The 18,079-nt window shown below is 75.2% G+C and carries 15 protein-coding genes; 9 read left to right on the top strand and 6 right to left on the bottom strand.

The window, feature by feature from the left end; genetic code table 11:
• Positions 1–4 precede the first annotated feature (4 nt).
• On the top strand, positions 5–613 hold the full coding sequence (dhaL, locus tag ACZ518_RS10775) for a dihydroxyacetone kinase subunit DhaL (protein WP_469112678.1): 609 nt from the start codon (positions 5–7) through the stop codon (positions 611–613).
• Positions 610–1,017 (top strand): PTS-dependent dihydroxyacetone kinase phosphotransferase subunit DhaM, encoded by a 408-nt coding sequence (locus ACZ518_RS10770; RefSeq protein WP_469112677.1) that lies wholly within the window; start codon positions 610–612, stop codon positions 1,015–1,017. Before dhaL ends, ACZ518_RS10770 begins: the two co-directional genes overlap by 4 nt.
• A 422-nt stretch (positions 1,018–1,439) precedes the next feature.
• Here ACZ518_RS10770 and ACZ518_RS10765 read toward each other — a convergent pair whose 3' ends face one another.
• Positions 1,440–1,874 carry an RNA-binding S4 domain-containing protein gene (locus tag ACZ518_RS10765; protein WP_469112676.1) on the bottom strand — a complete coding sequence of 145 codons (435 nt, stop codon included), beginning with the start codon at positions 1,872–1,874 and terminating at the stop codon, positions 1,440–1,442.
• 362 nt (positions 1,875–2,236) lie between these two features.
• Here ACZ518_RS10765 and modA point away from each other — a divergent pair, with 362 nt between their 5' ends.
• From modA to ACZ518_RS10750, 3 genes are all read left to right on the top strand, one after another.
• The gene (gene modA, locus ACZ518_RS10760) at positions 2,237–3,040 is read left to right on the top strand and encodes a molybdate ABC transporter substrate-binding protein (protein ID WP_469112675.1); all 804 of its coding nucleotides are present in this window, start codon (positions 2,237–2,239) and stop codon (positions 3,038–3,040) included.
• A gap of 133 nt (positions 3,041–3,173) precedes the next feature.
• Positions 3,174–5,105 (top strand): ABC transporter permease, encoded by a 1,932-nt coding sequence (locus ACZ518_RS10755; protein WP_469112674.1) that lies wholly within the window; start codon positions 3,174–3,176, stop codon positions 5,103–5,105.
• A gap of 330 nt (positions 5,106–5,435) precedes the next feature.
• Complete coding sequence (locus ACZ518_RS10750; RefSeq protein WP_469112673.1) at positions 5,436–6,101, top strand: DUF4328 domain-containing protein; 666 nt, start codon at positions 5,436–5,438, stop codon at positions 6,099–6,101.
• Here ACZ518_RS10750 and ACZ518_RS10745 read toward each other — a convergent pair whose 3' ends face one another.
• Together ACZ518_RS10745 and ACZ518_RS10740 are read right to left on the bottom strand one after the other, a co-directional pair.
• Positions 6,102–8,183 carry a SpoIIE family protein phosphatase gene (locus ACZ518_RS10745; RefSeq protein WP_469112672.1) on the bottom strand — a complete coding sequence of 694 codons (2,082 nt, stop codon included), beginning with the start codon at positions 8,181–8,183 and terminating at the stop codon, positions 6,102–6,104.
• 75 nt (positions 8,184–8,258) lie between these two features.
• A complete protein-coding gene (locus ACZ518_RS10740; RefSeq protein ID WP_469112671.1) occupies positions 8,259–9,401 on the bottom strand; it encodes a DUF6777 domain-containing protein in 1,143 nt (380 codons plus the stop codon).
• 344 nt (positions 9,402–9,745) lie between these two features.
• Here ACZ518_RS10740 and ACZ518_RS10735 point away from each other — a divergent pair, with 344 nt between their 5' ends.
• Positions 9,746–10,984, top strand: coding sequence for a streptophobe family protein (locus ACZ518_RS10735; RefSeq protein ID WP_469112670.1), 1,239 nt, complete (start codon positions 9,746–9,748; stop codon positions 10,982–10,984).
• 32 nt (positions 10,985–11,016) lie between these two features.
• Here the strand turns inward: ACZ518_RS10735 and ACZ518_RS10730 are convergent, their stop codons facing one another.
• Genes ACZ518_RS10730 through ACZ518_RS10720 form a run of 3 tightly spaced genes read right to left on the bottom strand, consistent with a single transcriptional unit; the run spans position 11,017 to position 14,984 of the window.
• Positions 11,017–11,979: a serine/threonine-protein kinase gene (locus ACZ518_RS10730; protein WP_469112669.1), complete on the bottom strand. Its 963-nt coding sequence runs from the start codon at positions 11,977–11,979 to the stop codon at positions 11,017–11,019.
• Positions 11,976–12,614, bottom strand: a complete 639-nt coding sequence (locus ACZ518_RS10725; RefSeq protein ID WP_469112668.1) for a hypothetical protein — start codon at positions 12,612–12,614, stop codon at positions 11,976–11,978. The genes ACZ518_RS10730 and ACZ518_RS10725 overlap by 4 nt, the downstream gene beginning before the upstream one ends.
• Before the next feature lie 9 nt (positions 12,615–12,623).
• On the bottom strand, positions 12,624–14,984 hold the full coding sequence (locus ACZ518_RS10720) for an FHA domain-containing protein (protein ID WP_469112667.1): 2,361 nt from the start codon (positions 14,982–14,984) through the stop codon (positions 12,624–12,626).
• Positions 14,985–15,144: 160 nt separating this feature from the next.
• Here ACZ518_RS10720 and ACZ518_RS10715 point away from each other — a divergent pair, with 160 nt between their 5' ends.
• From ACZ518_RS10715 to ACZ518_RS10705, 3 genes are all read left to right on the top strand, one after another.
• Positions 15,145–16,200, top strand: a complete 1,056-nt coding sequence (locus tag ACZ518_RS10715) for a cation diffusion facilitator family transporter (RefSeq protein WP_469112666.1) — start codon at positions 15,145–15,147, stop codon at positions 16,198–16,200.
• A gap of 73 nt (positions 16,201–16,273) precedes the next feature.
• Positions 16,274–16,756 carry an NUDIX hydrolase gene (locus tag ACZ518_RS10710; RefSeq protein WP_469112665.1) on the top strand — a complete coding sequence of 161 codons (483 nt, stop codon included), beginning with the start codon at positions 16,274–16,276 and terminating at the stop codon, positions 16,754–16,756.
• Positions 16,757–16,804: 48 nt separating this feature from the next.
• A complete protein-coding gene (locus ACZ518_RS10705) occupies positions 16,805–18,061 on the top strand; it encodes a Tm-1-like ATP-binding domain-containing protein (RefSeq protein ID WP_469112664.1) in 1,257 nt (418 codons plus the stop codon).
• Positions 18,062–18,079: the final 18 nt, after the last annotated feature.

The following is an 18,079-nucleotide window of genomic DNA, read 5'->3' as shown; positions in this document are numbered from 1 at the left end:
CGGGATGCGGGACGCGGAGTTCTTCCGGCGCTGGATGGAGGCCGCCGCGGCGGCCGTGGAACGGGAGGCGGACCGGCTGACCGAGCTCGACTCCCCCATCGGGGACGCCGACCACGGGGCCAACCTGCTGCGGGGCTTCACGGCCGTGCGTACGGCGCTGGCCGGGGCCGGCCCGGAGGCCGCGCCCGGGGCACTGCTCCAGCTGGCCGGCCGCACCCTGATCTCCACGGTGGGCGGCGCGTCCGGACCGCTGTACGGGACGCTGCTGCGGCGCACCGGCAAGGAACTCGGGGAGGCCGCCGAGGTCTCCGACGAGGAGCTGCGCGGGGCCCTGGACGCGGGGGTGGAGGCGGTGGCCCGGCTGGGCGGGGCGGTCCCGGGTGACAAGACGATGCTGGACGCGCTGGTCCCCGGGGTCGCGGCGCTGGGTACGTCCTACCGTGCCGCCGGGGACGCGGCGGAGGGCGGGGCGCTGGCGACGGTGCCGATACTGGCCCGCAAGGGCCGCGCCAGCTACCTCGGGGAGCGCAGCGTCGGGCACCAGGACCCGGGAGCCACCTCGGCCGCCCTGCTGCTGGGCGCGCTGGCCGACGCGGCGGAGGCGGCCGCGTGAGCGGCGGGGCGCTGGTCGGGATCGTGCTGGTGTCGCACAGCGCCGGGGTCGCGGAGGCGGTGGCGGAACTGGCGCGGGGCATCGCGGCGGGCGGGGCGGTGGCCCCGGTGGCCCCGGCGGGCGGCACCGCCGACGGCGGGCTCGGCACGAGCGCGGAGCTGATCACGGCGGCCGCGTCGGCGGTGGACCGGGGGGCCGGGGTCGCGCTGCTGGTGGACCTGGGCAGTTCGGTGCTGACCGTGAAGGCCCTCCTGGAGGACGAGGAACTCCCGCCCGGGTCCCGCCTGGTGGACGCCCCGTTCCTGGAGGGCGCGGTGGCGGCGGTGGTGGCCGCCTCGGCGGGAGCCCCCCTGGAGGCGGTGGCGACGGCGGCCGAGGAGGCGTACGCCTACCGCAAGTCCTGACCCCACCGGCCCGGGCGCCCGCTGGCATCCCCGGCCGGCGTCCCGCGCCGGTGGCCCGGGGCCCGGCCCTCCCTCCCGCCGGGGGGCCGGGCGGCCTCTGACCTCGGACGGCGGCTCCGGGGACGGCCGATGCCGGGCACCAGGCCGGGCCCGGATGGGCAGGAGGACCGGAGGGCGTCCGCGCGGCGGACATCCCGTGGGGCCCGCGCCCCGGGGGCATCCGGGACGGGCCCGGCCGGGAATCCCCCGCACCGCCGGAGGCTGGTGCCGTGCCCGGAAAGGTCCACCCGGTCGCGGCGCCCGGCACGGCACCTCGCCGCGTTGCCGGACCGCGCACGTACGTCCAGTACGAGCCGCGGCCCTCCGCCTTGCGATGCACCGCACCGGACACCGCGACCCGGCACACCTTCCCGGCCACAGCACTAGCGGCCGCGGAGGTTCTCCATCTCGCGGCGGTCCCGCTTCGTCGGGCGGCCCGTGCCGCGGTCGCGGATGCCCGTCACCGCCGCCTCCACCGGGGTCGGCGGCGGCGGACTGTTGTCCACGTAGCACTCGGCGGCGACCGGTGGTCCGACGCGCTTCGTCACGGGGCGCCGGACCACGACGATCCGCTCGCGGCCCGCGTGGAAGAGCCGCACCTCGTCGCCCGCGCGCACCTGCTGCGCGGGCTTCGCCCGTTCGCCGTTGACCTTCACGTGGCCCGCCCGGCAGGCCGTCGCCGCCACGGACCGGGTCTTGGTGAGCCGGACCGACCAGATCCAGGCGTCCACCCGCGCGGTCCCCGTCTCCAGCGGGGCCGCCCCCGTCGCCGTGGTCCTCGTACCGGTCAACGGTCCCTCCGTCCCTGAGTCAGCCATGCCCCGACTCTAGCGATCCGGCGGCCCCGAAGCGGAACGGATTTGGCAGATACCACAAGGGCCATGGCATATGCGACAGAGATCAAGCCAAACGAATTGCACATGCAGGTTTGTTCCCCCTACCTTGTCGCACATGCAGTTCTACACCCTCGGCCAGTGCGGGCCACCGCCCGCGTGAAGTCGACCAGCGCGCACGTCGACCGCGCCTGAGCCGGGCCCACCGGCCATCCCCGGACCCGGCCCCGACCCACCCGGTCGTCCCGTCCGCTCGCCCCACCCGCTCCGCCCGTCACCGGCGCGGGTCACCACCGCGCGGTTCCGGCACCCGGCCGGCCGCCGACCCGACCGAGGAGCGCCCGCCCATGTCCGCCACCCCGAACACCCGCCGCATCGCCGCCGCCGCGCTCACCGCCGCCCTGCTCGTACCCCTGTCCGCCTGCGGCAGCAGCGGCGACGAGAAGAAGGCGGACGACGCCGCGCCCGCCTCCGCCGGAGCCAAGGCCGCGAACCTCACCGTGCTCGCCGCGTCCTCCCTCACCGACGTGTTCAACACGGCGAAGGCCGCCTACGAGAAGTCCCACCCCGGCACCAAGGTGACCTTTTCCTTCGCCGGCTCCCAGGAGCTCGCCGCCCAGGTCAAGCAGGGCGCCCCCGCCGACGCGCTGGTCACCGCCGACACCAAGACCATGGACGGCCTGAAGGCCGAGACCGACGACGCCACCGTCATCGCGAAGAACCGCCTGGTCATCGCCACCGGCAAGGGCAACCCCTTCAAGGTCGACGAGCTCAAGGACCTCGCCGACTCCAAGATCAAGGTCGTGCTCGCGGCGCCCGAGGTCCCGGTCGGCCGCTACAGCAAGCAGATCCTCGAAGCCCAGAAGATCGAGGTGAAGCCGGTCTCCCAGGAGCCCAACGTCCGCGCCGTCCTGAGCAAGGTCGAGCTGGGCGAGGCCGACGCCGGCCTCGTCTACAAGACCGACACCGTCAAGTCCGGTGACAAGGTCGTCTCCGTGGACATCCCGGACGAGCAGAACGCCGTCGCCTCCTACCCGGCCGCCACCCTCAAGCAGTCCAAGAACCCCGAGGCCGCCGCCGCGTTCGTCACCTGGCTGAGCAGCCCCGAGGCGCAGAAGATCCTCCAGGACGCCGGTTTCCAGAGGGCCTAGCCGACACGGCTGCGAAGGGGGCTGCCCGGTCCGGGGGGACGGGCAGCCCCTTTCGGCGTGTCCGGTGCCCGCGCCGCGCCCGTACGCTCCGTAGGATCCCTCCCCGGCCCCGACCAGGAACCCCCATCACCCCATGAGCAGACTCCGCACCCGCACCCGGCCCCCCGTGACGCTGGCGCTCCCCGCGCTGCTCGCCGTCGCGTTCCTGCTGCTGCCGCTCATCGGCATCCTCACCCGTACGCAGTGGGGCGAACTCGGCGCCCACCTCACCAGCCCCGGTGTGGTCACGGCCCTGAAGCTCTCGCTGGTGGTGTCCCTGTGGGCGCTCGGGCTCTCGCTGTTCCTGGGCGTGCCGCTCGCCTGGCTGCTGGCCCGGGTCGAGTTCAAGGGCAAGTCCTTCGTCCGCTCACTGGTCCTGCTGCCGATGGTGCTGCCGCCGACCGTCGGCGGTGTCGCGCTGCTGCTCGGCTTCGGACGGCGCGGACTCCTCGGACCCTGGCTGGAGGACACCTTCGGCGTCACACTGCCCTTCCACACCTCCGGGGCGGTCGCCGCGGCGACCTTCGTGGCCATGCCCTTCCTGGTGATCAGTCTGGAGGGGGCGCTCGGCGGGCTGAAGCAGAGCTACGAGGAGACCGCCGCCTCCCTGGGCGCCTCGCCGGTCCGGGTGTTCTTCACGGTCACCATGCCCATGGTCGCCCCCGGCCTGATCGCCGGCGCCGCCCTCACCTGGGCCCGCGCGCTCGGCGAGTTCGGCGCGACCATCACCTTCGCCGGCAACCTGCCGGGCACCACCCAGACCCTGCCCCTCCAGGTCTACCTGCTGCTCCAGGACCAGCCGGAGGCCGCCACCTCGGTGTCGCTGCTGCTGCTCGCCATCGCCATGGGCGTGCTCATCGCCCTGCGCGGCCGCTGGACCGGCACGCCCGTGGCCGCGAAGGCCCCCGCCGCCGGGCCCGGAGCGCCCGCCCCCGCCGTCCCCGAGGAGACCCCCGGCCCCGAGCTCGCCCCGGCCCGGGCCGATGGCGGCCGCTGGCCCCTGCACGCCGAGGTCACCGGCTTCAACGAGCTCACCCTCGACGCGGGACCCGGCACCACCATCGCCGTGGTGGGCGAGAACGGCGCCGGCAAGACCACCCTGCTGCGCGCCCTGCTCGGCCTGACCCCGCGCGCCCGCGCCGAGCTGCGGCTCGGGGACACCGACGTCACCGCACTGCCCCCGCACCGGCGGCAGGTGGCCTGGGTCCCGCAGGACGGGGCGCTGTTCCCGCACCTGAGCGCCCTGGCCAACACCGCGTACGGACTCCGGGCCCGCCGGGTCGGGCGCGCCGAGGCCCGCCGCGAGGCGCAGCTGTGGCTGGACCGGCTCGGGGTGGGCCACCTCGCCCAGCGCCGGCCCGCGCAGCTGTCGGGCGGGCAGGCGCAGCGGGTGGCCCTCGCCCGGGCGCTGGCCGCCCGGCCCCGGCTGCTGCTGCTCGACGAGCCCCTCGCCGCCCTCGACCAGACGACCCGGGCGCACGTACGGCACACCCTGCGCCGGCACCTGGCCGGCTTCGGCGGGGTCTGCCTGATCGTCACGCACGACCCCGTCGAGGCCGTGTCGCTGGCCGACCGGGTCCTCGTACTGGCCGACGGGCGCACCCTCCAGGACGCGCCGCCCGCCGAGGTCGCCCGGCATCCGCGCTCGCCGTGGGTGGCCCGGATGCTGGGCCGCAACGCCTGGCCCGGCACCGCCTCCGCCGACGGGCTCGTGCTCGCGGGAGGCGGCCGGCTGGTGGTGGCGGAGACGCTGGCGCGGGGGACCCAGGCCCTGGCGATCATCGCCCCGGAGGCGGTGTCCCTGCACCGGGACCGCCCGGGTGGCAGCCCCCGCAACGTCTGGCCGGGCACCGTACGGGAGGTCACCTCGGCCGGCAGCCGGCTGCGCGTGCTCGTCGCCTCGGCCCAGGCGCCCGACCTGGTCGCGGAGATCACCCCGGAGGCCGCCGCCGAGCTCGGCGTGGCCGACGGCGCGCCGGTGTGGACGAGCGTGAAGGCCACCGAGGTCACGCTGGTACCGCTGTAGGCGGTGTCCGGCCGGGATGGCCGGTGCCGGCCGGAGGGCCGACGGACCGACGGGCCGACGGGCGGTTTGGACGCGGGACACGGCACTGACATATGTTCAGCGCTGCCCGGACGGACCGGCGTTCGAACCGGCCGGTGTCCCGTCCACCACCGCATTTTCCGCACGTCCCGTGGGGGGTCCTGCACCATGTCCTTCAGCGCGCCCGGATCGCCGCCGCCACCGCCGGGCCCCGGCCCGCAGCCGCCGCACGGGGCGGCCCCGTACCCGGCCGGCCCTCCGCTTCCCGGAACCCCGTACCCCGGCCAGTCCTTCCCGTTCCCCCCGCCGCCCGTGCAGCAGCTGCGCTCCCCTCAGGGCCTGGCGACCGCGCTGACGGTGCTGCTCTGCGCGGCAGCCGTGATCAACCTCTTCTCCGCCGCCGCCAACGCGTTCACGTGGTCGCTGATGCGGGACGTCGCCGCGGACCCCTCCTCGGTCCCGGACGGGACGCTCGACCTGTCCGACCTGCTGACCGGCGTCGCCGCGGCCCTCCAGTGGCTGGCCCTGGTCGTCACGGCCGTGGTCTTCGTCATCTGGTTCCACCGGGTGCGCGTCAACGGCCAGGTCTTCCGCCCCGACGCCTTCACCCTGGCGAGCGGCTGGGCCATCGGCTCCTGGTTCGTGCCCGTCGGCAATCTCTTCCTGCCGTACCGGGTGGCGAAGCAGACCTGGGAGGCGAGCGTCCAGCTCGCGCCGGACGGCTCGTACCGCCGCCTCTCCGCGGCTCCGGTGACGTCCTGGTGGCTCGTGTGGGTCCTGTCGCTGCTCCTCGACCGGGTCCTCGGCGTGCTGTACGTCCGCGCCGAGACCCCCGAGGGCCTGCGCGACGTCTCGGTGCTCGGGGTCGTCACCGACCTGACGGCGGTCGCCGCGGCCGTCCTCGCGGTGCTGTTCGTCCGCCGGCTGTCGGCCCTGCAGAACGTGAAGGCCGTTCAGGGCCCGTACGCGGCCGTCTGACTACGCCCGCGTCCGGGGAGTGGTGGCGGGGACGGGTACGGCGAACTCGCACCACACGCACTTACCGGCACCCCGGGGCTCCACGCCCCAGGCGTCCGCGAGCCGTTCGACCAGCAGCAGGCCGCGGCCGGACACCGCCCAGTCGTCGGCCTCCCGGCGGCGGGGCAGGGCGCTGCTCCCGTCCTCGACCTCGATCCGGATCCGGCCCGCGGCGGTCAGCCGCAGGGCGACCTGCCCGCCGCCCTCGGTGTGGACGAGGGCGTTGGTCATCAGCTCGTCCGCCGCCAGCTCGATCTCGTCGGCCCGGTCCCGGGCGCCCCAGGCGGCCACCGCCGCCCGGATCAGGTGCCGGGCCATCGCCGGGCCGTCGGCGTCGCCCGGTACCAGGCGCTGGCGCAGCGGTCCGCCGTCGCGCGGGGCGGGGGTGCCGCGCCGGCGCAGCAGGAGCAGGGCCATGTCGTCCCCGCCGCCCGCGTCCCCGACGAGGTCGCACAGCACGTCGGCGAGTTCCTCGACGTCGGCCGGGCCGTGCGCGGCCGCCTCCATGAACTCCCGCATCCCGGTGTCGGAGTCGCCGCCGGGCCGTTCGACGAGGCCGTCGGTGCACAGCAGCAGGGTGTCCCCGGGGTGCAGTTCGAGGGTGGTGACGGGGTAGCCGGAGCCGCTGCCCTGCTGCTCGCGCGGGGGCAGGCCGAGGGGGAGCCCGCCCACCACCTGGATCCGGTGGCAGCTGCCGTCCCCGCGCCGCACGACCGGGTCGAGGTGGCCGGCCCGCACGATGTGCAGCATCCCGGTGTTGAGGTCCAGTTCGGCGTAGGTGCAGGTGGCGAAGCGCTCGGTCGCCAGGTCGCGGAGGAAGGCGGAGGCCCGCGCCAGCGCCGTGCCGGGGGTGTGGCCCTCCAGCACGTAGGCGCGGAGCACGATCCGCAGCTGCCCCATGACGGCCGCCGCGTCCGTGTCGTGGCCCTCGACGTCGCCGATCGTCACCCCGACCCGGCCTTCGCCGAGGGGGACCACGTCGTACCAGTCGCCGCCGATCTCCCGACCGACCCGGGCGGCCCGGTAGCGTACGGCGATCAGCGCGCCCGGCACCTCCGGGATCGCCCGGGGCAGCATGGCCCGCTGGAGGCCCTCGGCGAGGTCGTGCTCCTGCTCGAAGAGGATGGCCCGCTGGAGTCCCTGCGCGATCCCGCTGCCGAGCGCCACCAGCAGGTTGCGCTCCTCCGCGTCGAAGTCCCCGTCGCGGGTGTACAGCAGCCCGAGCGCGCCGACGGGCCGGCCCTGCGCGATCAGCGGCAGGTAGACCCCGCTGCGCACGGCCAGCGGCTCGATGTACGGCCACAGCAGCGGGTAGCGCCGCTGGAACTCCTCGCGCGATGCGAGGAAGACCGGCTGCATGGTCCGTACGGCCTCGCTCATCGGGAATTCCGCGTCGATGCGGGTGTACTCGATCTCGGGCACGTACGAGCCGAGCCGGCCCTCCGCGACCAGGTGGATCCGGCCGCCGTCGACGACGCCGAGCATGACGCTGACGGCTCCGAGGTGGCCGAGGGCCTCGGGGTCCTTGAGGACGTCGGTCACGTCGTTCACGGTGCGGGCGTGCGCGAGGATCGCGGTGGTCCGCTCGACGACCCCGGTCATCCGGCGCCGTCCTTCGTCCCGCTCCCCCGCGGCGCCCGGCTCCCCGGGGTCCTGGTCGGCGTCGCGGAGGATGCCGATCACCCGGTACGCGCGGCCGTGCGGGTCCCGCAGGACGCGCCCCTGGAGGTGGGTCCAGCGCGGTGGCCCGTCCTCGCGCAGGGTGCGGAAGTACGCCCCGTAGTGGCTGCGGCCGTCCTTCAGGGCCCGTTCCACCCGGCCGTCCAGCCGGGCCCCGTCGCCGGGCACGACACGGCGGCGCAGTCCGGCGGGGGTCCCGTCGAACTGCTCCGGGCGCAGGCCCAGGACCTCGAGGGCGGTGGCGTCCAGATACAGGCGCCCACTGTCGAGGTCCCAGTCGAAGGTGCCCATCCGGTTGAGCGCGAGGCTCAGGTCGGGCCGCGCGGGCCAGTCGACCTCCGGGGTCCGTCCCCGCTGGTCCATGCAGCCAGGGTCTCACTGTTCCCCCGCACACGGCATGCGAGAGCGTGACGGCCGTCCCGCGCACGGGCTGACGGCTCAGGGGGACGGCGTGGCCGGGGGCGGGCTCGACACGGTCGCCGGGGCGGTCGTCCGGTCGCCGGTCAGGGCGGGCCGGTGCGTGGTGGGCGTGGCCGGGGCCGGAGGCGTGCCCTTGTCCGTCGGGGAACCGGTGTCCGCCGGGGTCCGCGCGCCGGTCGGCGTTTCGGCCGGGGTGGGGGCCGGGGTCGGGGTCGGGTGCGGCGAGGTGGTGGGGGTCGGGGGCGCCGTCCGGGACGGGTGCTGGGGCGGTTCGGTCGGCGTGACGACGAGCGGCGGGGGGAGGACCTCCGGCGGCGATACCACCGGCGAGGACACGACCGGGGGCGATACCACCGGCGGGGAGACGGCGGGCGGGGAGACGGCGGGCGGGCCGACCGGAGGCTTGACGGGCCTGTCGGGCCGGGGAGCGGCGCCGCGGTCGCGTTCCAGCCAGCGGCGGTCGTGGTGGTCGTAGATGACGAACTTGTTCACGACCGTCACCGACGGGGCGACGACCACCACCTCCGCCGGCCGGTACGAGGACCAGGGCCGGCCGAAGCGCTTCGGATCGGCCTTCAGCGCCACCGGCGGGCCCAGCGGGTTCCCGCAGGCGCAGCGCACCCTCGGCACCCCGCGGTCGTCCACCAGCACGGCGGTCCCGGCCTGGAGCACGGCCTGGTAGGGGGTGGCCCGGCCGTCGCGGTAGCCGTGGTTGGTGACCCGGGTGTCGACCCGCAGCTGTACGGGGGTGAGGGCCCGCAGGTGGCCGGCGACGGCCGCCGGCCGGAGCCCGAGGGCCGAGGCGAAGGCGGCGTTCTTGGCGGGCTGCGAGGTCAGGGCGGAGATCTGCTTCTCCACGTCGCAGCTGGCGACGTCCTTCGTGCCGCCGTAGAGCCCGGGCGAGGAACCGCTGACGCTGCGGGTGCCCGTCGCCGCGGCGGGCGTGGCCGTACCCTGCGGCCGCGTGTCGGGCGGCGGGGTGGCCTGCTTCGCCGCGCTGGAATCCGTGAAGGGGTCCCGCCCGGGCTCGGCGGCCGGCTGGAGGAACACCTCGGCCGCGGCCCGCTGCGGGGTGCCGCCCCCGCCGCCGGGCCTGGCCAGTACGACCACCAGGGTGACCACCGCGGCGAGCGCCACGGCGACCGTCGCCAGCCCGGGCACCGACCGCCACCAGGGCCCCCGGGGCGGCTCCCCGACGCCGGGCCCGCCGGGGGGAGGCGGCGGGGGTTCTCCGCCGCCGCCCGAGAGCGGACCGGACGGCGGACCGGTGGGCCGCCCGGACGAAGGCTTGGACTGCTGTGACGGCTGCGATGGCTGTGGCGGCCGTGGCGGCTGTGGCGGCCGCTCGCCGGAGGGTTGGGTGGTCACGGGCTCCTCTTCCCAGGCGGATGCATCCGGGGAAATGGCGCGAATACCAGGAATACCGGGGATTTCCGGCACCCTTGCCGACCATTGTGTGCGCCGTCCAGGTGGTGACCGCAAGCCGGGGATGCCACCGTGGCCACGTGAGCCGTACCCACGCCAGGGCTTGGCGGGACGCCCTCGTCGCCGTCGTGGCGGGCTTCGCGGTGATGACCGCGGTGGCCGCCGCCGGGCTGGCCTGCGCCGGCGCCGGCGACCTGCCCGGCGGGGCGTTCCCACGGGTGGTCGCCGCGGTCGTCGTGATGGCGGCCGGGGGTTCGGTCGAGGTCTCCGGTGACGCCGGGTTCCTGGCCGGAGCCGACGCGAGCCTGTCCGTACTCCCGCTCTCGGTGAGCCTGGCCGGAGCGCTCACCACCGGGTGCCTGTTCCTGCGCCCGCTGCGCCACCGCGCGGTGGCCGGAACCCGCGAACTGCTCGCCCGCGCGGGCCGGCCGACGGTGCTGTGGCTGGCCCTGCTCACCCTGTTCGCGCTCCTGGCCCGCCAGACCTTCGGCCTGTCCACCGGGGAATCCCCGCTGGGGGAGATCGGCGAACTGCTCGACTCCGCCCCGACGGTGGGCTTCCGGGCCGCACTCGGGCCCACCCTGCTGTACGGGCTGCTCTGGTTCCTGGGCCTGTTGCTGATCGCCCTGCTGGTCTCCCGCCGCACCCCGCTCCCGCCCGGCCTGCTCCGCTTCCACACCGCGGTGCGGCCGGCCGCCCACGCGACGGCCGTCCTGCTCCTGGCGTACGTGGTCCTCGGCATCGGCGCCGGCCTGGTGGCGGCCGGCACCCAGGGGCACGCGGCCCGCACCCTCGCGGTGCTGCTGCTCGGACTGCCGAACCTGGCCTGGCTGGCCCTGACCACGGGCTTCGGCGGCGCCTGGCAGGGCGTGGCCGAGGGGCCGTTCGGGCTGCCGGTGCCGCCGCTGCTGGACCAGGCCCTGCGCGGCCCCGTGCCGTCCACGGTCGACGTGGCCTCGCTCGCACAGCGGGACTCCCGGGCGTGGTGGCTGGTCGTGGTGGCCGCCGTCGCGCTGCTCGGCACGGGCGTGCTGGCCGCCGTACGCTCCCCCGCGCGGGTGCGGCCCTGGCAGCACGCGGTGCACCTGGCGGTGGCGCTCGGCCTGGCCACCCTGACGGTATGCCTGCTGGCCGGGGTCCGGGCCCGGTTCGGGCTGTCGCTGCTGGGACTCGGGGACGTCTCCGGGCTCGGCGGCCGGGTCGAGCTCACCCCGTACCTCTGGCGCACGACCGGCCTCGCGCTGCTGTGGGGCGCGGTGGCCGGCTTCCTCGGCGCCCTCCTGGCCCGCCCGCTGCGCCACCCGGGCCGGGTCCCCTAGGGCCTGTCCGACCCTGATCCGCCGGACGGGCCCTAAGAGCCCTGACGCCCCCGGAACACCGGGAGCGCCCACCGCGGCGGCGGAGGCGGCGGGCCCGGCTCCGGTGGGCCCGGCTCCGGTGCGCCGGCGGCCGCCCGGCGCAGCGCGCCGGTGAACTCCAGACAGGTGTCCCACCGTTCCTCGGGCTGCTTCGCGAGGGCCTTGGCCAGCGCCTCGTCCACCGCCGCCGGGAGCTCCGGGCGGCGCTCGCTCGGCGGGGGCGGGGGGTCGTACTGGTGGGCCCAGAGCAGGGCCATGTCGTCCTCGCGCCGGAACGGCGGGCCGCCGGTGAGCATCTCGTGGACCACGCAGCCGAGGCTGTAGACGTCGCAGCGCCCGTCGACCGGTTTCCCGGCGATCTGCTCGGGCGCGACGTAGTCCAGCGTTCCGACGAACTGTCCGACGCTGGTGAACCCGGTGAGCGAGAGGGACTTCTTCGTCAGGCCGAAGTCCGTGAGGTAGACGTGCTCGGGGTGCTCGCTGTCGGTCCCCTCGGCGACGAGGATGTTGCCGGGCTTCACGTCCCGGTGGACCAGGTCGTGGGCGTGGGCGGCGTCGAGCGCCGAGGCGACCTGGCCGGCGATCCGGGCGGCCGTCTCCACGGGCAGCGGGCCCGTGCGGTCGAGCAGGGCCCTCAGGTCCTGCCCGGCGACGTAGCGCATGGCGATGTAGAGGATGCCGTCCGTCTCGCCGGCCTCGAAGACGGGCACGATGTGCGGGTGGTCGATGGCCGCGGCCACCTTCGACTCGTGGGCGAAGCGCTGCCGGAAGGTGTCGTTGCGGGCGAGCTGGGGGGCCAGCAGCTTCAGCGCGACGGTCCGGTCCAGGCGCAGGTCCCGCGCGCGGTAGACGACGGCCATCCCGCCGCGCCCGATCTCGTCCTCGACGAGGTAGCCGGCGAACCGCGTACCGGTCAGCTCGGAGGCGCGCCCGGCGTGTTGTCCGGCGTCCGTCATCGGCTCCCTCCCCCGTCGGGGCGGTCCGCGACGCGGGTGGGCTCGTGGGGTGCCTCCCGTACAGCGGCCACCGCGCCGGTGTCCGTCTCCCCCGGCTGGGGCTCCGGCACCGGCTCCGGCGCGGGCGGGGGCGGGGTTCCCGGTTCCGAGACGACCGCGTAGGTGGCCGGACGGCCGCCGTCGGAGTACATCCACCGTCCCGCCGCCTCCTCGTACAGCCAGACGGACTCGCCGTCGATCACGATCCCGGCGCGCAGGCCGCGTACGGCCTGCCGGAAGCCGTCGTCGGCGGCTCCGGGGACGGTCTCCCGCAGGGCCCGCATGTAGCGGTCGAGGGCGTCGGCCGTCCGGGTGAGGAGCGGTTCGGGGTCCTCGGTCCGTTCGAGGGGCCGGCCGGCGGTCGGCGGGGGCCGGGGCACCGCGACGAGCAGCCGTCCGTCGACCCACGCGGACCAGCCGTTGGCGCACAGGATCTCCCCCCATTCGCCGCGCCGGGACAGCAGCCGGACGGGGAGGAAGGGGTCGAGGGCGGCGGTGGGCCGGGAGACGTCGGGGGCCTCCCAGGCGGGCAGCCCGTCCTGCGGGACCACGTGGGTGGGGCGGAAGCCGGCGGCGGGCTCCGGGGAGTCGGTCATCGCCGGGGCCTACTTCCGCATCACGGCGGGCTCGTGGCGCCGCAGCAGCCGGGCGACGAGCACTCCGAAGAGCACGGAGAGGGCCGCGAGCATGCCGACGTCCAGCAGCCAGACCCCGGCGGAGTGGGCGAAGAGGGGGTCGTCGGCGAGGGTGCCGGGGACGATCCGGCCGAGGTCGATGGTGCCGGCCATGGCGCCGAGCGCCCAGCGGGAGGGCACCAGCCAGGCCAGCTGCCCGATGACGGGTACGCCGTCGAGCTGGAGCAGCGCCCCGCAGAAGACCACCTGCACGATGGCGAGGAGGACCAGCAGGGGCATGGTGACCTCCTCCTTCCTGACCAGCGCGGAGACCAGCAGGCCGAGCATCATGGCGGTGAAGGACAGCAGGGCGACGGCCAGGGTGATCTCGGCGAGCCGCGGCAGGAAGACCCCGGTGGAGCCGGGCGGTCCGAGCCGCACCCCGAACAGGCCGACGAGGGTCAGTACGACGGCCTGGGCCACGGTGATCGCGCCGAGGACCGCCACCTTGGACATCAGGTAGGCGCCCCTGGACAGCCCGACGGCGCGTTCGCGCTGGTAGATGACGCGTTCCTTGACGAGTTCGCGGACCGCGTTGGCGGCTCCCGTCAGTACGCCGCCGACGCACAGGATGAGCAGAGCGTTGATCGCGGTCTCCTGGGTGAGGGCGCTGCCGGCCAGGGCGCGGGCCATGGCGCCCATCACGAACGGCAGCGCCACCATGATGGCGAGGAAGGTGCGGTCGGCGCTGAGGGCGGTGGCGTAGCGGCGGATCAGGGTGGAGAGCTGGGCGCGCCGGCTCTGCGCCTGGGGCGGCGGGTCGGCGAAGCCGGCCGGGCCGGGCGGTGCGGCGTCCGGGGCGCGGGGGCGGCTGCCGGGGCCCGCCACGTACGTGCGGTGCTGGGGCGAGGCCTCGTACTGGCCGGCCCAGTCGCGGTCGCGCTGGTTCTCGAAGGCTTCGAAGGCCTCGGGCCACTGGTCGAAGCCGAAGAAGCCGAGGGTCTCCCCGGGCGGCCCGTACCAGGCGACGCGGCCGCCGGGGGCGAGGACGAGGAGCCGGTCGCAGACGTCGAGGCTGAGGACGCTGTGGGTGACGACGATGACGGTGCGGCCGTCGTCGGCGAGGCTGCGCAGCATGTGCATGACGGAGCGGTCCATGCCGGGGTCGAGGCCGGAGGTGGGTTCGTCGAGGAAGAGCAGGGAGGGCTTGGTCAGCAGTTCCAGGGCGACGGAGACCCGTTTGCGCTGGCCGCCGGAGAGGCTGTGGATGGGCTGGTCGGCGCGCTGCTCCAGGCCGAGTTCGCCGATGACCTCGTCGACCCGGGCGAGGCGTTCGGCCCTGCCGGTGTCCTGGGGGAAGCGCAGTTCGGCGGCGTAGGCGAGGGCGCGGCGGACGGTGAGCTGGGCGTGCAGGATGTCGTCCTGGGGGACGAGCCCGATGCGGGAGCGCAGTTCGGCGTAGTCGCGGTAGAGGTCGCGGCCGTCGTAGAGGACGGTGCCGTGGTCGGCGGGGCGCAGTCCGGTGAGTGCTCCGAGGAGGGTGGACTTCCCGGCGCCGCTGGGGCCGACGACGGCGAGCAGGCATCTGGTGCCGACGGGGAAGGAGACGTGGTCGAGGAGGGTCTTGCGGCCGTGGTCGACGGCGACGGCGAGGTCCTGGACGTCGAGGGAGACCTCGCCGGTGTCGGTGTACTCCTGGAGCTGGTCGCCGACGAGGCAGAAGGCGCTGTGGCCGATGCCGACGATGTCGCCGTCGGCCACGGGGGCCACGTCGACGGGGGCGCCGTTGAGGTAGGTGCCGTTGTGGCTGCCGAGGTCGGCGATCTCGTACGTGCCGTCGGCGAGGGCGCGCAGTTCGGCGTGCCTGCGGGAGACGACGAGGTCGTCGATGACGAGGTCGTTGCCCGGGTCGCGGCCGATGCGGACGGTGGTCCGGGCGGGCAGCGGACGGACGCTGGTGGGGCTGCGGAAGGTTCCGGTCATGGCCGGGTCGGCGACCCGGGAGGGGCGGGAGGCGGCGGCCCTGGGGGGCGTACGGCTGCTGAGGAGGGCGCGGGGGCCGTCCTGGGCGCTGCCGAAGCGCAGTTCGCTGCCGGGGCCGACGGCCCATTCGTGGACGCGGTGGCCGTCGGCCCAGGTGCCGTTGGTGCTGCCCTCGTCCGCCAGGGTCCAGTGGTCGCCTTCGGGGCGCAGGACGGCGTGGTGCCAGGAGACGCGGTCGTCGTCGAGGCAGATCTCGCACAGGGGGTCGCGGCCGACGCGGTAGCTCCGGCCCGGGCTCATCTCGGTGGAGCCCATGGCGGTTTCCAGGACGAGTTCGGGCGCGGTCGCCGCACCGGGCCGCTGGACCATGAACAGATTTTCCCATGAACCGCCGCAACCGGCAGAAGCGGCATCGCCGCAGGTCAGAGGGTTCTTATGGGGAATGACAACGGTCCCCGTTGCAGCCTTTGCCGATCTCGTCGCGGTGCGCTTCACTTCACGCGTCGGAACCGAACAAACGGGGGAAGCCATGAGCCGGCACGACCACGACCACGCGCACGAGCACACCGGGGCGGACCACGCCGGGCACGGGCACGACGGGCACGGCCACGGTCCCGGCGGGCACAGCCACGGCGTGGACCCGGACGCCGACCGCCGCTGGCTGGCGATCGCGCTCGCCCTGATCGGCGGGTTCATGGCCGTCGAGGTGGTCATCGGCGTGATGGCCCACTCGCTGGCCCTGATCTCCGACGCCGCGCACATGCTGACGGACGCCGTCTCGATCGTCCTCGCGCTGATCGCGATGCGGCTGGCGGCACGTCCGGCGCGGGGCGGGTTCACGTACGGCCTCAAGCGGGCGGAGATACTCTCCGCGCAGGCCAACGGGCTGACCCTGCTCCTGCTGGCGGTGTGGCTGGCGTACGAGGCGGTGCGGCGGCTGCTGGACCCGCCGCCGGTCGAGGGCGGGCTGGTGCTGGTGACGGCGCTGGCGGGGATCGTGGTGAACGTCGGCGCGGCCTGGTGCATCTCGCGGGCGAACCGGTCCTCGCTGGCCGTGGAGGGCGCCTACCAGCACATCCTGAACGACCTGTTCGCCTTCATCGGGACGGCGGTGTCCGGTCTGATCGTGCTCACGACCGGTTTCGTGCAGGCCGACGCGATCGCCACGCTCGTGGTGGTGCTGCTGATGGTCAAGGCGGGCTACGGGCTGGTGCGGGAGTCGGGGCGGATCTTCCTGGAGGCCGCGCCGGCGCACGTGGACCCGGACGCGGTCGGCGACCGGCTGGTGGCCCACGTGCCGGTGACCGAGGTGCACGACCTGCACATCTGGACGATCACCTCCGGGCAGGCGGCCCTGTCCGCGCACGTGCTGGTGGAGCCCGCGGGCGACTGCCACGCGGTGCGCCGGGAGCTGGAACTGCTGCTGGCGAAGGAGTACGGGATCACGCACACCACCCTCCAGGTGGACCACGTCCAGGACGCCCTGCTGTCGGTGGGCCGGCCGGGCGAGGACCCTGGGGGCGCGGACCCGCACTGCGCGGACGCCCACGGTCCGGTGCACCGCGAGGGGCCGCACGCGCACTGACGGCCCGCCCCGGGTGGCCGATTGCGGACGGCCGATCACTGAGCGGGGCTCCGGCGGGGCATGTATGGCCCCCGTGACGGATGCGAAGAGGTACAGGCGGAGCGCCGGCCTGCTGTTGTTCCGCCGGACCGCGGAGCACGGGGTGGAGGTGCTGCTCGGCCACATGGGCGGTCCGCTGTGGGCCGGGCGGGACGCCGGGGGCTGGGCGATCCCGAAGGGCGAGTACGGGCCGGACGAGACGCCCCGGGACGCGGCCCGCCGGGAGTTCACGGAGGAGCTGGGGGTGCCCCCGCCGGACGGGGACTACCTGCCGCTGGGGGACGTCCGGCTGAGCAGCGGGAAGCTCGTGACCGTGTGGGCGGTGGAGGCGGACCTGGACCCGGCGCTGACGGTGCCGGGCACCTTCACGATGGAGTGGCCCCCGCACTCGGGGGTGGAGCGCGAGTTCCCCGAGCTGGACCGGGTGTCCTGGTTCACTCCTCCGATCGCACGGAACAAGCTGATTGTCGGTCAAATTCCGTTTCTGGAGCGATTGTTGATGCTATTGGCGGATTGACCTGACCTTTACTTGCCAACAAACCCCACCTGCGTGGACATTGCACATATGACGAACGTCGTGCTGGTGGGAACCCTGGACACCAAGGGTGTCGAGTACGGCTGGCTGCGCGAGAGGCTGCTGCGCGCCGGCGTCGAAGTGGTGCTGGTGGACACGGGGATCATGGGAGAACCCCGGCTGCCCGCCGACGTGCCGCGCGCAGCGGTGGCACGGGCGGCGGGCACGGAACTGTCGGAACTGCGCGCGGCCGCCGACCGTGGCGCGGCCGTGACCACGATGGCCCGGGGCGCCGAGGCGACCCTGTTACGCCTGCACGCCGAGGGCCGGCTGCACGGCGTGCTCGCCATCGGGGGCAGCGGCGGGACCTCCATCGCCACCCGGGCGATGCGGGCGCTGCCCCTGGGCGTGCCGAAGGTGATGGTCTCGTCGATGGCGTCCGGGGACGTGTCCCCGTACGTGGGCTCGGCGGACATCACCATGATGTACAGCGTGGTGGACATCGCCGGGATAAACAGCGTCTCGGCCCCGGTGCTGGCCAATGCCGTGGAGGCCGTCGCCGGGATGGCGAAGGGGTTCGCGCGCGCCGCGCTGGACGGCAGCCGCCCGGCCCGCCTGGGCTCGGGCTCGCGCCCGCTGGTGGCGGCGAGCATGGCGGGGGTGACCACGATCGGCGTGGACGCGGCCCGCGAGCGGCTGGAGGAGCTGGGGTACGAGGTCCTGGTCTTCCACGTCAGCGGCGCGGGCGGCCGCACCCTGGAGACCCTCGCCGGGCAGGGGGTGTTCGCGGGGGTGCTGGACCTGACCCTGAGCGAGCTCGCCGACGACCTGTGCGGGGGCATCCTGACCGCCGGCCCCGACCGGCTCAGCGCGGCCGGGCGGGCCGGGGTTCCGCAGGTGGTGAGCCTGGGGGCGCTGGACATGGTGAAGTTCGGGCCGCTGGAGACCCTGCCCGAACGGGCCCGCTACCGCCGCGTCCGCGTCCACAACCCCTCGATCACGGTGATCCGCACGACCGAGTCGGAGTGCGCGGAGCTCGGGCGGCGGGTCGCCGCGAAGCTGCGCGCGGCGACCGGGCCGACGGCGGTCTGCGTCCCGCTGCGCGGGCTGTCCACGCTCGGGGCGCCGGGCGGCCCGTACCACGACCCGCGTGCGGACCAGGCGCTGTTCTCGGCGCTGCGCGAGGGGCTGCGGGGCAGTGCGGCCCGGCTCCACGACTACGACACCCACATCAACGACCCGGCCTTCGGACGGGCCGCCGCCGACCGGCTGCACACGATGATCGGGGCGGTGTCGGCGGCGGCCTGACCGGCATCCGGGACGCGC

The organism is Streptomyces sp. NPDC033966, assembly GCF_055575955.1.
This window is presented reverse-complemented; position numbering and strand designations above follow the sequence as displayed.